Origin of the sequence: Kouleothrix sp., from assembly GCF_046328425.1 — a bacterium.
Lineage (GTDB): Bacteria > Chloroflexota > Chloroflexia > Chloroflexales > Roseiflexaceae > Kouleothrix.
Genome location: NZ_JAXLWP010000044.1, coordinates 1 through 13,960, shown reverse-complemented (window position 1 = coordinate 13,960; position 13,960 = coordinate 1). Strand labels below are relative to the sequence as shown.

At 67.4% G+C, this 13,960-nt stretch carries 10 protein-coding genes; all 10 read left to right on the top strand.

All coding sequences use genetic code 11. The features are described 5' to 3' along the window. Positions 1-133: 133 nt before the first annotated feature. The gene (locus tag U0177_RS27490; protein ID WP_409573885.1) at positions 134-1,195 is read left to right on the top strand and encodes a UDP-glucose--hexose-1-phosphate uridylyltransferase; all 1,062 of its coding nucleotides are present in this window, start codon (positions 134-136) and stop codon (positions 1,193-1,195) included. A 247-nt stretch (positions 1,196-1,442) separates the two neighbouring features. Continuing rightward, positions 1,443-2,411, top strand: coding sequence for an ArsR/SmtB family transcription factor (locus tag U0177_RS27485; protein WP_409573884.1), 969 nt, complete (start codon positions 1,443-1,445; stop codon positions 2,409-2,411). Positions 2,412-2,490: 79 nt separating this feature from the next. Continuing rightward, the gene (locus U0177_RS27480; protein ID WP_409573883.1) at positions 2,491-3,900 is read left to right on the top strand and encodes an ABC transporter substrate-binding protein; all 1,410 of its coding nucleotides are present in this window, start codon (positions 2,491-2,493) and stop codon (positions 3,898-3,900) included. Positions 3,901-3,999: 99 nt separating this feature from the next. Then, positions 4,000-4,941, top strand: a complete 942-nt coding sequence (locus U0177_RS27475; protein ID WP_409573882.1) for a carbohydrate ABC transporter permease — start codon at positions 4,000-4,002, stop codon at positions 4,939-4,941. Between the two features lie 21 nt (positions 4,942-4,962). Further along, positions 4,963-5,832, top strand: coding sequence for a carbohydrate ABC transporter permease (locus U0177_RS27470; RefSeq protein ID WP_409573881.1), 870 nt, complete (start codon positions 4,963-4,965; stop codon positions 5,830-5,832). 109 nt (positions 5,833-5,941) lie between these two features. Beyond that, entirely contained in the window at positions 5,942-7,054 is a 1,113-nt protein-coding gene (locus U0177_RS27465) for a family 43 glycosylhydrolase (protein WP_409573920.1), read from the top strand. A gap of 120 nt (positions 7,055-7,174) precedes the next feature. Beyond that, positions 7,175-9,001 (top strand): family 43 glycosylhydrolase, encoded by a 1,827-nt coding sequence (locus U0177_RS27460; RefSeq protein WP_409573880.1) that lies wholly within the window; start codon positions 7,175-7,177, stop codon positions 8,999-9,001. A gap of 173 nt (positions 9,002-9,174) precedes the next feature. Beyond that, positions 9,175-10,443: a family 1 glycosylhydrolase gene (locus U0177_RS27455; RefSeq protein ID WP_409573879.1), complete on the top strand. Its 1,269-nt coding sequence runs from the start codon at positions 9,175-9,177 to the stop codon at positions 10,441-10,443. 87 nt (positions 10,444-10,530) lie between these two features. Further along, positions 10,531-12,507: a glycoside hydrolase family 43 protein gene (locus U0177_RS27450; RefSeq protein WP_409573878.1), complete on the top strand. Its 1,977-nt coding sequence runs from the start codon at positions 10,531-10,533 to the stop codon at positions 12,505-12,507. Between the two features lie 188 nt (positions 12,508-12,695). After that, on the top strand, positions 12,696-13,960 hold a 1,265-nt coding region (locus U0177_RS27445), incomplete at its 3' end, for a glycoside hydrolase family 2 protein (RefSeq protein WP_409573877.1).

Here is a 13,960-nt window from a genome sequence, read left to right as displayed (position 1 = left end):
TCCTTTCAGCAACACGAGTGATGTGGCCGGCCCCGCGCGGCGGGGGTGGCAGTCTGCGCCATTGTAGCAGATTCGTGCCCGGCCGCGAAATTCTGCTAGAATAGGGCAACAGCCGATCGAAGAGAGGGTTGCTATGTTCAACTTAAGCAATCACCCGCACCGCCGCTACAACCCGCTGAGCCAGGAGTGGGTGCTGGTGTCGCCGCACCGCACGCAGCGCCCGTGGCAAGGCCAGGTCGAGCAGACTGCGCCCGAGCAGCGGCCGGCCTACGACCCAGCCTGCTACCTGTGCCCCGGCAACGAGCGCGCTGGCGGGCTACACAACCCGCAGTACGAGCATACGTTTGTGTTCACCAACGACTTTGCCGCGCTGCTGCCCGATACGCCGGCCGGCGAGTTTGCGCGCGGCGCGGAGGGCGCCGACACGCCGCTGCTGCGCGCGGTGAGCGAGCGCGGCACCTGCCGGGTGGTGTGCTTCTCGCCGCGCCACGACCTGACGCTGGCAGAGATGGACGTGGCCGCGCTTGCCAGCGTAGTGGATATCTGGGTGGCGCAGTACCAGGAGCTTGGCGCGCTGCCGCAGATCGGCTATGTGCAGATCTTCGAGAACCGTGGCGCTATGATGGGCGCCAGCAACCCGCACCCGCACGGCCAGATCTGGGCCACCGAGCACCTGCCGCTCAACGTGGCGCGCGAGCAGGCCGCCCAGGCCGAGTACTACGCCGCGCATGGCCGCACGCTGCTCGGCGACTACCTGGCGATCGAGGAGGGCGACGGCGCGCGGCTGGTGGTGGCGAACGACCACTTCGTGGCGCTGGTGCCGTTCTGGGCGGTCTGGCCATTTGAAACGCTGGTGATCAGCCGGCGCCCGGTCGGCGCGCTGCCCGACCTGACGGCCGCCGAGCGCGCGGGCCTGGCCGATATTCTTCGCTCTCTGACCACGCGCTACGACAACCTGTTCAATGTGTCGTTCCCCTACTCCATGGGCTTTCACCAGCGCCCGACCGATGGCCAGGAGCACCCGGAGTGGCATCTGCACGCGCACTTTTACCCGCCGCTGCTGCGCTCGGCCACCGTACGCAAGTTTATGGTCGGCTTTGAGCTGCTGGCCGAGGCCCAGCGCGACATCACCGCCGAAAGCGCGGCCGCGCGGCTGCGCGAGCTGCCGGCGCTGCACTACCGCGCCGCACACTGACGCTTCGGCAGCCCGCCACTGGCGGCCACGCGCCCCGGCTCGCATTCTGCGAGCCGGGGCGCGTGGCTGTTTCAGGAATATTGGAATGTTCCTAACTTCCTGGTACAATTGGCCCAAATCCCTCTTGACAAGTGCCGCTGCCGGGTTTATATTACAAATATATTGGAATGAAACAATATATTCGTGGCAATAAGCGGCCGGCACAGTCGATTTCAACCAGACTTATTGGAATGAAAGCGAGCAAGCCGTGACCACGCTTGACCCACGCGGCCGCATCCTGGTGTTGGACGACTCGACCGAGAGCACGCAGCTAGAACGGGTGCTTAAAGCGCTCGACTCGCTCAACCGGATCCGCATTCTGCGCTATCTGGCCGCGCGCCTGGCGAGCGTCAACGACATCGCCACTGCGCTGGATCTTCCAACCTCCACAGCCGCGCTGCACATCGAAACACTCGAGGAGGCCGGGCTGATCCGCACTGAGTTCGAGCCTGCCAGCCGTGGCCTGCGTAAGGTTTCGGCGCGAATGTACGACCGGATCGTGATCGACCTGCCAGTGGGCGAGCAGCCGCGCGACCAGGCCGTCGAGCAAACCATGCCGATCGGCGCGTTTGTCGACTGCCAGGCGGCGCCCACCTGCGGCCTGCTCAGCAGCACCGGCATTATTGGCCTGCTCGACGACCCGGCCTCGTTCTACGAGCCGGGCCGCACCGACGCCCAGCTGCTGTGGTTCCGCCATGGCTATGTCGAGTATCGCTTCCCCAACCGCCTGCCCGGCCTGGCCGAGCCCGAGTCGCTCCGGCTGAGCATGGAGGTCTGCTCGGAGGCGCCGCTCTACAACCGCGATTGGCCCTCGGATATCACGGTGTGGATCAACGGCGTAGAGGTTGGCACCTGGACATCGCCGGGCGACTTTGGCGGCGAGCGCGGGCGGCTGACGCCGGAATGGTGGACGCCGCGCAACACGCAGTACGGCCTGCTGAAAGTATGGCATATCAACGACCAGGCTACCGAAGTAGACGGCATGCGGCTCTCGGGTGTGACGTTGAGGGAACTAAAATTGCAGGATCAGCCGTTTATTGCCGTACGCATTGGCGTGAAGCCCGACGCCGAGCATCCCGGAGGCTTGAATCTTTTCGGTGACCGATTCGGCAACTATCCCCAGGCATTGATACTCCGAGTCGGCTACCGTTCCACCGCGCGCCCAATTGCCGGCTGATCGGTGCACAGGTCGCCGGGTGTAGCGCGTGGCATATTGATCGCTTAGGACTCACTAAGGGAGGAATGCGATGAAGGCCATGTCACGACGATGGGGTCTGGCGCTGCTCATGGCGATGCTCGCCGGGATCCTCGCCGCCTGCGGTGGCGGCACGGGCGGCGGGGCGGCGGCGACAAGCGCCCCAAGTAACACGGGCGGCGGGGCGGCGGCCACCAGCGCGCCGAGCAACGCGGGCGGGGCGGCGGCCACCAGCGCGCCGAGCGGCGGCGGATCGGCCAGCGCCGGAGCATGCTCCGATGCGGGCAAAGGCCAGCAGATTACCATGTGGAGCCCGCTCACCGGCCCCGACGGCGACGAAATGACCGGGCTGGCCAACAAGTTCAGCCAGGAAAACAGCCTGGGCATCAAGGTGACGCACACCGCCCAGCCGGATTACCTGCAGAAGCTGAACACGGCTGCGGCCGGCAATAGCCTGCCGGACATGACCGTGATCCGCGCCGGCGATATTGGCGAGATGGTCGCGCGCAATGTGCTCAAGCCTATGTCGGATGCCGCGCTGACCGAAGCCGGTGGCGCGGACGCACTGCAGAGCCAGTTCACCGAGGCGGTGTGGAACGCCGGCCAGGTGAAAGACAAGCGCTATACCATTCCGCTCGACACCCACCCGCTGGTGCTGTACTACAACAAAGACATGTTCCAGAAGGCCGGCATCACCGTGCCGACCGACCGGCCCATGACCAAGGAAGAGTTCGAGAAGGCCGTCGACGCGCTGAACAAAGACGGCGTGGCCGGCGTGGCGCTCGGCACCGCGTTCCAGACGGGCGCGTGGTTCCAGGCGCTGATCCGCCAGTTCGGCGGCGACATCACCGACGCCACCGGCAGCAAGGCTACCTTCAACAGCGACGCCGGCGTGCAGGCGGCTACCTACATCCACGATCTGAAAGCCAAAACCACGCCGCAGGTCAATGGCGCGGGCGACCCCGAAGTGAAGCTGTTTCAGCAGCAGAAGGCCGCGATGGTGTTCCACGGCCCGTGGCATATCAGCGACATGGTCAAGCTGCCGTTCGTCGGCTTCGCAGAGATGCCGCAGATTGGCAGCACCTACTCGGTGTGGGGCAACTCGCACCAGCTGGCCATGACCACCGAAGACCCGGCCAAGCAGGCCGCTGCGGGCTGCTGGGTCGGCTGGCTCTCGCAGAACTCGGTGCAGTGGGCCAAAGCCGGCCAGGTGCCTGCGCGTAAGTCGGCCCGCGAGAGCGCCGACCTCGCCAGCGTCTCGCCGCCGGTGGCGGCATTTGCCAAAGAGGTCGAGGCGGTGAAGTTCCTGCCGCCGGTGCCCGGCCTGGAAGGCGCGCTGTGGGGCCAGGGCTTCGAGCCCGCGCTGAACGCCTACCTGCTCGGCCAGAGCCAGGACATCAAGCAGGGCCTCAACGACGCGGCCGCGAAGTCGGACAAGATCATCCAGGATAACGCAGCCAAGTACAAATAGCGAACGATTGCCGGCGCTGTGCCGCCGCAGCACGCCTGCCCCACGCCAGGGGCCGGGCGCGCTGCGGCGGCGAGCGAATGCTCTAGTGGGAGGCTGCGTATGGCAACATCTCAACCCGCGCGCGCCGCACGAGCAGCGGCCAGCGGCGCACCTGCGCGGCGCTTCAGCGCCACGCCCTACCTGTTTGTTTTGCCGCACCTGCTGTTTTTTGCGGCGTTTCTCGGCTACCCATTCTTCTACGGCATCTACATCAGCCTGTTCGACTTCGACTTTCTGCGCCCCGAGTACCGGCCGTTTGTCGGCTTTCAGAACTATGCCAACCTGCTGTGGAACCGCAGCAGCATCCAGTTTGGCGATTTCTGGCAATCGGTGGCGAATACCGCGCGGTTCCTGCTGTACAGCGTGCCGCCGCTGGTGATCGGCGCGCTGCTGCTGGCGGTGCTGCTGAACGGCCGCTACCGCGGGCGCAACCTGTTCCGCGGGCTGTACTTCGCGCCGTACGCGCTCTCGGTGACGGTGGCGGCGGTGCTGTGGCGCTGGCTGTTCGAGCAGGGCGGCCTGATCGACAGCTACATGCAGCGCCTGGGCCTGCAGTCGGTATCGTGGCTTGGCACGCAGCCGTGGGCCTGGCTGGCGATCACGATCTGCACGGTGTGGTGGACGATCGGCTTCAACACCGTGATCTTCCTCGCGGCGCTGCAAGACATCCCCGACACGCTGTACGAGGCCGCCAGCATCGACGGCGCGAACAGCTTCCAGCAGTTCGCCAGCATCACCATCCCCATGCTGCGCCCGGTGCTGATCTTCGTCGTCACGATCACGCTGATCGCCTCGGCCAACCTGTTCGGCCAGTCGTTCATCATGACCGGCACGCAGAGCCGGGTGATCGGCACCGAGTCGATTGTGCAGAAGATCTACGACGAGGGCATCGCCCAGAACCGCATGGGCAGCGCGGCGGCGATGTCGATCCTGGTGGCGGCGGCGCTGCTGGTGCTCACCACGATCAACTTCCGCGTGTTTGGGCGCAACGAGCAGGAATAAGCGCATACGAGGAGCTTTGCTATGGCAGCAGTACCTGCACCGACCGAGCGCGTCAGCGGCGGCCCGGCCGGCGTCACCATGCTGGCGCGGCTCGCGCTCTACCTCGTGCTGATCCTGATCGGCCTGTTCTTTATGCTGCCGCTGATCTGGATGTTTAGCACCGCCTTTAAACCATTCGTCGAGACGCTCGAGCCCACCTGGATCCCCCGCGAGCCTACGGTCGAGAACTTCACCAATATTTTCAACGATCCGTCCATCCCGGTGCTGCGCTGGTTTGTGAACAGCCTGGGCGTGGCGGCGGCGTTCACCGCGCTGGTGGTGCTGATCGACTCGCTGGCGGCCTACGCCTACGCGCGCATGGAGTTTGCCGGCCGCAACCTGCTGTTCGGGCTGCTGCTGGCCACGCTGGTGATGCCCGGGATCATGTTCCTGGTGCCGAACTACGTGACGATCGCGCGGCTGGGCTGGCTGAACACCTACCGCGGCGTGATCGCGCCGGGCCTCTCGGGCGTGTTCGGCGTGTTCTTCATGCGCCAGTTCTTCCAGAGCATCCCCAAAGAGCTGGAGGAGGCCGCGTATATCGATGGCGCGACGGTGTGGACGACCTTCTGGCGCGTGTCGCTGCCGCTGGCCAAGGGCGCGATCGCTACGCTGGCGATCATTACGTTTCTTACGTCGTGGAACGATTTCCTGTGGCCGCTGCTGATCCTCAATGACCGCGAGCTGCAGACTTTGCCGGTGGGCCTGGCGACCATTCAGGGCCAGTATACCTTCGACTACGGCAAGCTGATGGCCGGCGCCGTCGTGACGGCCGCGCCGGTGCTGATCCTGTACGTCTTCTTGCAGCGCTACATCATTCAGAATGTGGCCATGACCGGGCTGAAGGGCTGAGCGGCCGGCTGCGCACGCGCAGGCACGCCGGCTACCAGGCGATACAGAAACAGCGTGGGCGGCAGCGTGCAGCCGCGAAACAGTGGAGCGACGATACATGTGTGTGCCCATGAAGCGCGCGCCGGTGCTGATCGCGGGCTGGCTGCTGGCCTGCGTGCTCGCGGCGTGCGGCGCCGGCCAGCCGGCCGCATCGCAGCCGACGCCACAGCCGAGCGCCGCGCCGACCGCGCTGCCGAGCGCCGCGCCAACAGCAGCGCAGCCGACGCCACAGCCGAGCGCCGCGCCAACCGCGCTGCCCACGCCGGGGCCGGATCAGTTCGCCAACCCGGTGATCGACCAGGATTTCCCCGACCCCGACGTGCTGCAGGTTGGCGGCGAGTACTACGCCTACGCAACCAACAGCGCCGGCAAGAACATCCAGGTGGCGCGCTCGGCCGATCTGGTGGCCTGGCAGATGCTCGACGACGCGCTGCCGATCCAGCCGGACTGGGCCGCGCTGAACTTCGGGCTGATCTGGGCGCCCGAGGTGACCAGCTGGGACGGCGGCAAGACCTTCACAATGTACTTCGTGGCGCGCGACACCGCCAGCGACAAGCAGTGCATTGGCGTGGCCACCAGCGCGCAGCCGGCCGGGCCGTTCAAGGGCGCGGGCGCGAAGCCGCTGATCTGCCAATCCGACCTGGGCGGCTCGATCGACGCCAGCGCGTTCGCCGACGACGACGGCCAGCGCTACCTGCTGTGGAAGAACGACGGCAACTGCTGTGGCCTCGACACCTGGCTGTACATCCAGCCGGTAGCCGCCGATGGCCTGACGCTCAGCGGCCAGCCGACCAAGCTGATCAAAGAAGACCAGAGCTGGGAGGGCCAGCTCGTCGAGGCGCCGACGCTGTGGAAGCACGGCGGCAAGTACTACCTGTTCTACTCGGCCAATAGCTACGCCGGCGCCGACTACGCAATCGGCTACGCGGTGGCCGACGCGCCGACCGGGCCGTTCAGCAAACCCGGCAACGGGCCGCTGCTGGCCACCGACTTCAAGAGCGGCGTGGCGCTGGGGCCGGGCGGCCAGGACGTGGTGGTGGGCAAGCATGGCGAAACCTGGCTGATGTACCACTCGTGGGATTCAACTGTGGCCTACCGCCGCATTTCGTTGGCGCGGCTGACGTGGCAGGGCGACACGCCGGTGGTGCAGCCGCCCAGCCGCGCGCCCATGCCGAAGCCATAAGGCTTTATCGGAAATAGGCCAGCCGGGGGGCCTTGCCCCTCCGAACTCCTTTTATTTCCAGCCAAGCCTATAGCATGCCGACGATGCCGGCCGTGTAGGCCCAACCAAAGCGAGAAACACATGCAACGAAGTCATGCGCGGCGCTGGATGCCGCTTCTGCTGGCGCTGCTGCTGGCGAGCCTCGCGCAGCCGGCGCGGGCCGCAACCGGCACCTACCGCAACCCGCTCGATCTGCGTATCCCCGGCGGCGGCACGGCCGAGAGCTGCGCCGACCCGACGGCGATCTACGGCCAGAAGGGCGAGCGACGCTGGTTTATGTACTGCACCACCGACCCGCTGAACGACACCGATACAAACCCCAGCGGCGGCTATAACTTCCACCTGATCCCGATGTTCAGCTCGGCCGACCTGGTGCGCTGGACGTATATGGGCGACGCGTTTGCCAGCCGGCCCAGCTATGCCACGGCCGACGCCGGGCTGTGGGCGCCCGAGATCCAGTTCTACCCCGAGACCGGCGAGTACCACCTGTACTACACGATCACCGACACCACCCTGCCGGGCGGCGGCAGCGCGATTGGCGTGGCCACCGCCGCGACGCCGCTTGGCCCCTGGGTGCACCGCGACACGCCGGTGATCGAGCCGCACGCCGCCGACTGCTGCCCCGGCTCGCGCCGCTGGGTGTTCGACCCCGAGGTGCTGCGCACCAGCGGCCCCGACTACATCTACTATGGCAGCTACTTCGGCGGCGTGTCGGTGCGCGTGCTGTCGGAAGACGGCTTCAGCACCAGCCAGGCCAGCCAGAAGAATGTGGCGGTGGCGAACAAGTACGAGGGCGCGAATGTCGTGGCGCACGGCGGCTTCTACTACCTGTTTGTGTCGGCCACCGACTGCTGCCGCGGCCCGCTGACCGGCTACAGTGTGTTTGTCGGCCGCTCGGCCAGCCCGACCGGGCCGTTCGTCGACCGCTCCGGCCTCGACCTGAACGACGACGAGACGCCAACCGACCCGACCGACGGGCGGGTGGGCGGATCGGTGGCGCTGAGCATGAACGGCAACCGCTGGGTTGGCCCTGGCCACAACACCGTGTTCGAGGACTTCGACGGCCAGTGGTGGACGATCTACCACGCCGTGGATGTGAACGACCCGTACTTCGCCCGCCAGGTCGGCTTCACCAAGCGCCCGGCGCTGCTCGACCCGGTGGACTGGCAGGATGGCTGGCCGACGGTGCGCGGCGGCGATTGGGCCTCGGATAAGCCCGAGCAGGCGCCGGCGGCGCAGCCCGGCGAGCGCACAAACTACCGCCCGCGCTTTGCCACGCCCGATACGCCCGGCCGGACGGTGGCCGCGCTCTCCGACGAGTTCGACGCCAGCACGCTCGGCGCGCGCTGGAGCTGGGTGCGCCAGCCGGCCGCCGGCACGTACGGCCTCGATGCCGGCACCTTCCGCTTCGATACCCAAAACGCCGACCTGTTCGAAAGTAGCAACAGCGCGTCGGTGCTGCTGGAAGACACGCCCAACGGCAACTACATGGTCGAAACCAAGGTGAAGCTCAACGTGCCGGCCGAGGGCTGCTGCTTCAACTATGTGCAGGCGGGGCTCGTGATCTACGGCGACGACGACAACTTCGTCAAGCTGGCGCACGTATCGATCTGGAACACGCGCCAGACCGAGTTCGCCAAGGAGCTGGCGCCGGTGCCGGCCGGCTACCCGCGCTACGGCAACACCGTGGTTGGCCCGCCCGGCGAATGGACCTACCTGCGGATCGTGAAGCGCACCGCCGCCGGCGCAGAGCAGTACCGCGCCTACACCAGCCGCGACGGCCAGCTGTGGGAGCGCGGCGGCGTCTGGACGCACAAGCTTGGCAAGAACGCCAAGATCGGGCTGGTGTCGATGGGCGGCGCCGGTTTCACCGCCAACTTCGACTACGTGCGGGTGTATGGCTTATAATCGGCGGCGCTGCGATTCTGGCGCTCCGCGCCAGCTGTAGACGATACGACCTACGCGGCCGGCGTTTTTGCCTTCGGCAGAGCGGTACTTTTCCTTGATGGTGCTGCGATTTTGGCGCGGAGCGCCAAAATCGCAGCACAGAAAGTAGCCAGTACCATAAAGCAATGCAACACATGCAACTAGGGCCACGCCCTGAAGATTTCATCTGGGCCACCGGCATCGAAGACACATTTGTGCCGCAGACGCGCAACGGCCACCGCGCGCTCGACGAGTACGAGCTGATGGGCCACTACCAGCACTGGCGCGAAGACCTGGCGCTGGCGCGGGCGATCGGCGTCAAGGCGATTCGCTGGGGTGTGCCGTGGTACCGCGTTGAGTCGCTGCCGGGCGAGTTCGACTGGCGCTGGACCGACGAGGTGCTGCCGTACCTGGTGGAAGAGCTTGGCATCACGCCGATCGTCGACTTAATGCACTACGGCTGCCCGTTCTGGCTGCGCCGCGAGTTCGCCAGCGCCGAGTACCCAGGCGCGGTAGCACGCTACGCCGGGGCCTTCGCCGAGCGCTACAAGCACCTTTCGCACTGGTACACCCCGCTGAACGAGCCGATCGTCAACGCGCTGATGTGCGGCAAGCGCGGCCTGTGGCCGCCGTACCTGCGCGGCGACAGCGGCTACATCGCGATCATGATGCAGCTGGCGCGCGGCATCCGCGCCACCGTCGCGGCCATCCAGCAGGCCGACCCCGACGCGCGCTTTGTGCACGTCGAGGCCACCGGCCTGAGCCGCGCGGCGCGAGAAGACCTGGAGGTGCTGGCGGCCGAAGATCAGCGCCGCGGCTTTCTGTGCTACGACCTGCTGACCGGGCGCGTCACGGCTAGCCATCCGCTGTTCGGCTGGCTGCTGCGCAACGGCGCCAGCCCGAACGACCTCGCGGCCTTCGCGCGCTCGCCGCTCACGCTCGACGTCGTCGGCCTCAACTTCTACCCGCAGTGGTCGACCCAGCAGATCAGCGTCGACGCGAAAGGGCGGCTGGTGTACCGCGCCGCCGAGAAGGACGGCGCCGGCTTCGCCGCGCTGATCGAAGACTACTACCGCCGCTACAACGCGCCGATCATCGTGACCGAGACCAGCGCCAAGGGCAACGAGCGCGTGCGCGCGCGATGGCTCGAAACCTCGGTGGCGGCGATCAAGCGCCTGCGCGGCGCGGGCGTTCCGGTGATGGGCTACACCTGGTTCCCGCTGTTCACCATGATCGACTGGCGCTACCGCTTCGGACGCGACCCGCTCGAAGCGTACCGCCTGGAGCTGGGGCTGTATACGCTCGGCGAGGAGCCGCGCTGGCGCGCCACCCCGCTGGTCGAGCGCTTCCGCCAGTATGTGGCCGACCCGGCGGCGGCGATCGGCGAGATCGAGCAGATCGGGGCGGCGCACGAACAGGCTTGAGGGGCACGCCACGCTACGGCGCACAACCAATGATTATAGACCGCGCTATGTGATCTACCGCGCCATGCCAGGATAAAGCCGCAGATTATGGAACAAACCTACCTCAACCCGGTGTATTCCCACAGCTTCCCCGACCCATTTGTGCTGAAGTATTGCGGCGAGTATTGGGCCTACTGCACCGGCGAAACGCCTGACGGCCGGCGCTTCGGCGTGCTGCGCTCGCGCGACCTGGTGCATTGGCAGCCGTTGGGCGGCGCGATGGAGCCGCTGGCCGAGCCGCACCCGCACTACTGGGCGCCCGAGGTTACCTACGCGAATGGCCGCTTCTACATGTACTACAGCGTTGGCGACGAGGCGACAATGCAGATGCGCGTGGCCGTGGCCGAGCACCCGGCTGGGCCGTTCGCCGACAGCGGCCGGCGGCTTACGCGCGAGCCGTTCGCGATCGACGGGCACGTGCTGATCGACGACGACGGCGCGTGGTATCTGTTCTACGCCACCGACTTCCTCGAGCGCAGCCATATTGGCACCGGCACCGTGCGCGACCGGCTGATCGACCCGTTCACGCTGGCCGGGCAGCCTGCGCCAGTGACGCTGCCGCGCTACGATTGGCACGTGTACGACCCGCAGCGCGCCGAGAAGGGCGGCGTGCGCTGGCATACCGTCGAGGGGCCGTTTGTGCTGAAGCACAAACAGCGCTACTACCAGATGTTCAGCGGTGGCAACTGGCAGAACCCGAGCTACGGTGTGAGCTACGCCGTGGCCGACCGCGCCGACGCGCCTGGCGAGTGGCGCCAGGCCGCCGACGGCGAGGCTGTGCTGCCGATCCTGCGGACGCTGCCGGGCCAGGTGATCGGGCCGGGCCACAACTCGGTGGTGCGCGGCCCCGACAACCAGCAGCTGTTCTGCGTCTACCATCGCTGGTCGGGCGACCTGAGCGCGCGCGTGCTGGCGATCGACCGGCTCGACTGGGCTGGCGAGCGTATGCTGGTGCTTGGCCCCAGCACCGCGCCGCAGCCGGTGCCAAACTCGCCCTCCTTCGCCGACTTTTTCGATCAGCGGCGCGCCGGCGGGCTGGGCGCGGGCTGGGCGTGCGCGGGTGGAGCATGGGCGGCAGGCGGTGGCGAGGCCATCCAGAGCGACGCCGCGCCGCTGGCCGAGGCGACCTGCCGCGCCGCCGAGGCGATGTTCGTGGCCGAGCTGAGCCTGCGCGCGCTGCCAGACACTGGCGCGCCCGCTGCGCTCGAGGGCGCGCTGGGGATTGTGCTGGCGGCCGGCGGCGCGCCGTGGCTGCGCTTCGGGCTGCTGCCGCAGGCCGGCCACGCGCGGGTGTGGCGGCAGAACGGCGCCGCGCCACTTGAGATCGCCCTGCCGGCTGGCTTCGATTTTGCGGCCTACCACCTGGCGCGCGCCGAGCTGAACGGCGGCAGCGTGACGATCTCGCTCGACGGGCGCGCGCTGTATCGCGGCGCGGCGCCGCCTGGCGCGCCCTCCACGATCGGGCTGTATACCCAGGGCTGCGCTGCGGCCTTCGCCGGGTTCGCGCTGACGGCCGGCTGGGAGGATTGTTTCGAGGAGGAGGGAACCGAGCTTGCTGCGCTTGGCTGGCATGGCGCCGAGGGCGACGACGGCTGGAGCCTGCGCGAGCGGCAGCTCTGGTTCAGCGGCGCGCGGCCGCACGCTGCGCTCGCCAAAGGCCCGCTGCCGGCCGCGTACGAGCTGGTGGTCAACGCCAGGCTGGCCGGGCCGCTCGCGCCCGGCGGCGGCTACGGCTGCTACCCGGCCGCGCGCCCCGGCGATCTCGGGCCACTGCTGGCGATCGAGCAGGGCGCGGCGGGCTGGGTGCTCGCCGCCGGCGCGGAACGCCAGCTATTCGAGCTTCCGGGCTTCGACGCCGCCAGCCCCCAGCAGCTGCGCCTGCGCAAACGCGGCGACCGGCTGGAGATTTGGTGGGAGGCGCGGTGGCTTGGCGAGATCGCGGTGCCGGCGGAGGCCACGCAGGTTGGCCTGTACGCGCACCTCGCCGCAGCAGCGTTCGACATGGTGCGCGTGACCGCACTCTGACGCTGGCGCCCCGGCAATTCGCCAAGAGCTTGCCTGAAAAGCAGGGAGTGCAAGTGCGGCGCCCCTCGCGCACCCCTTGCCGGCCGCGATCAATCGACCGCGCAAAGCCTCCCGGAGAGACAACGTCCCTCCAAGCCACCCTTTTCAGGCAGCCAAGGATTCGCTGTTCCGGAACGGAGGGAATGGTAATGCACCGACAACGTCTCGATCTCGACGGCGTCTGGGAGTTCTTCCCCGACCCCGAGCGCACGCTGCGCCCGGCTACGCTCGCGAACCCGCGCGCGATCCAGGTGCCAGGCCCATGGCAGGCCCAGTTCGACGATATGCGCGATTACAGCGGCGTGGCCTGGTACCGGCGCCGCTTCGATATGCGGAGCTCCGAGCTGGCAGTGTTCAGCTCTCAGCTCGCCTCGGGGCACGAGCAGCCCAACGCTATTTTGCATTTCGGCGCGGTCGACTACCTGGCTACGGTGTGGCTGAACGGCCGCCAGCTGGGCGAGCACGAGGGCGGCTACCTGCCGTTCGAGCTCGACGCCAGCGCAGCGCTGCGCCTGGACGGGCCGAACGAGCTGGTGGTGCGCGTGATCGATCCGAACGACGACAGCGCGCGCTTCCCCGAGTACCCGTTTTCCGAGATTCCGCACGGCAAGCAGAGCTGGTATGGCCCGATCAGCGGGATCTGGCAGAGCGTGTACCTCGAAGCCCGCGCCGCCACGCACCTCGCCCAGCTCAAGGTCACGCCCGACGTGCCGGGGCGGCAGGCTGTGGTTCTGGCCCAGCTCAGCCGGCCAGCCGAGCGCGACCTGCTGCTGACGCTGAGCCTCACCGCGCCTGACGGCCAGGCCAGCCAGCACCAGCAGCGCATTGCGCGCGGCGAGAACAGCACCACGATCGCCATCCCGATCGAGAACCCCATCCTGTGGGATACGCGCTCGCCGCACCTGTACCGGCTGGAGGCGGCGCTGTTTGAGGATGGGACGAAGGACGAAGGGAAGAAGACGAATGAAATTGAGCTTTCGTCCTTCGTCTTCAGCCCTCCGTTCGACACACTGGCGACCAACTTCGGCATGCGCACGATCAGCACTTCGCCCAACGGCCACCTCATGCTGAACGACCGCATTCTGTACCTGCGCGGCGCGCTCGACCAGGATTACTACCCCGGCATGATCTACACGCCGTTCAGCGACGACGAGATCGACGACCAGTTCGCCAAGGCCAAGCACATGGGCCTGAACTGCCTGCGCACGCATATCAAGATCACCGACCCGCGCTACTACGACGCGGCCGACCGCATTGGCCTGCTGATCTGGACCGAGCTGCCCAACTGGGAGAACCTGACCGCCGGCGCGCGCACCCGCGCCAAGGCCACGATCGGCGGCATGGTCGAGCGCGACTGGAACCACCCCTCGATCATCATCTGGACGATCATCAACGAGGGCTGGGGCGTGGATCT

What these genes read in the sequence shown, in the direction of transcription:
- U0177_RS27490 (WP_409573885.1), top strand. Translation starts at nt 134, where the DNA reads ATGTTCAACTTAAGCAATCACCCGCACCGCCGCTACAACCCGCTGAGC.
- U0177_RS27480 (WP_409573883.1), top strand. Translation starts at nt 2,491, where the DNA reads ATGTCACGACGATGGGGTCTGGCGCTGCTCATGGCGATGCTCGCCGGG.
- U0177_RS27475 (WP_409573882.1), top strand. Translation starts at nt 4,000, where the DNA reads ATGGCAACATCTCAACCCGCGCGCGCCGCACGAGCAGCGGCCAGCGGC.
- U0177_RS27470 (WP_409573881.1), top strand. Translation starts at nt 4,963, where the DNA reads ATGGCAGCAGTACCTGCACCGACCGAGCGCGTCAGCGGCGGCCCGGCC.
- U0177_RS27465 (WP_409573920.1), top strand. Translation starts at nt 5,942, where the DNA reads ATGAAGCGCGCGCCGGTGCTGATCGCGGGCTGGCTGCTGGCCTGCGTG.
- U0177_RS27460 (WP_409573880.1), top strand. Translation starts at nt 7,175, where the DNA reads ATGCAACGAAGTCATGCGCGGCGCTGGATGCCGCTTCTGCTGGCGCTG.
- U0177_RS27455 (WP_409573879.1), top strand. Translation starts at nt 9,175, where the DNA reads ATGCAACTAGGGCCACGCCCTGAAGATTTCATCTGGGCCACCGGCATC.
- U0177_RS27450 (WP_409573878.1), top strand. Translation starts at nt 10,531, where the DNA reads ATGGAACAAACCTACCTCAACCCGGTGTATTCCCACAGCTTCCCCGAC.